The organism is Streptomyces sp. NPDC058678 (assembly GCF_042714835.1).
GTDB lineage: Bacteria > Actinomycetota > Actinomycetes > Streptomycetales > Streptomycetaceae > Streptomyces.
This window is the reverse complement of record NZ_JBHXSG010000039.1, coordinates 101,084-101,690: the sequence shown is the minus strand read 5'-3', so window position 1 is coordinate 101,690 and position 607 is coordinate 101,084. Positions and strand designations below refer to the sequence as shown.

Here is a 607-nt window from a genome sequence, read left to right as displayed (position 1 = left end):
GGCGCTCGCCAGACGGGCGGACACCGCCGCGGCGGTAGTCTGACGCACTCGGCAGGAACGTTTGCTCCGAGCTCCGCCGCCCCGACGCGGGTCGGCCGAGCTCGGTGTTTCACGGCACATCGAGTGGCCGGGATCCGCCGACGACCTGGTACGGCGGCTGCGCGGCGGGTCCGGATCCGCCGCGCGAGCCCCCTCGGCGGCTTCCCGCGCCGTCGCGATCACTTCGGAGTCGGGCGTGACCCTCGTGGCGGTTCGCCAGTTGAGCCCGGTATGAAGAAGCGCAGCATGCTCGCCATCGCCTCCCTCGCCACCGGGTTCGTCGTCGCGGCGGTCTCCCCCTCCCACGCCGGAGAGGCACTGGGTGCCCTCGACGACGACAAGACCGTCAATGCCCTCGACCAGACCGTCTCCAGCGACAGTCTGGCCGACCTCGACGAGGGCACCCTCGGACAGAACGGCTGACGAGGCCGCTCAGCAGGAACCGTGGCGCCGGCGCCCCCCGCAGAAGGGGGGGCCGGCCCCCCCGCGTGCGCCCGCCAATGCGGCGGGTTTAGGTGGGCGGGGGGTGCGGGCCAGCCTCAGGGGGGCGGTAGCCAAGGGGGGAAAC

General features: G+C 73.5%; 1 protein-coding gene. It reads left to right on the top strand.

Features of this window, described 5'->3' with window-relative positions:
- Positions 1-270: 270 nt before the first annotated feature.
- Positions 271-462: a hypothetical protein gene (locus ACFWWR_RS30610; RefSeq protein ID WP_384306576.1), complete on the top strand. Its 192-nt coding sequence runs from the start codon at positions 271-273 to the stop codon at positions 460-462.
- The last annotated feature ends 145 nt before the right edge of the window (positions 463-607 follow it).

Bases quoted from the DNA above. Each gene is read 5' to 3' on its own strand.
- ACFWWR_RS30610 (WP_384306576.1), top strand. From the start codon at position 271: ATGAAGAAGCGCAGCATGCTCGCCATCGCCTCCCTCGCCACCGGGTTC.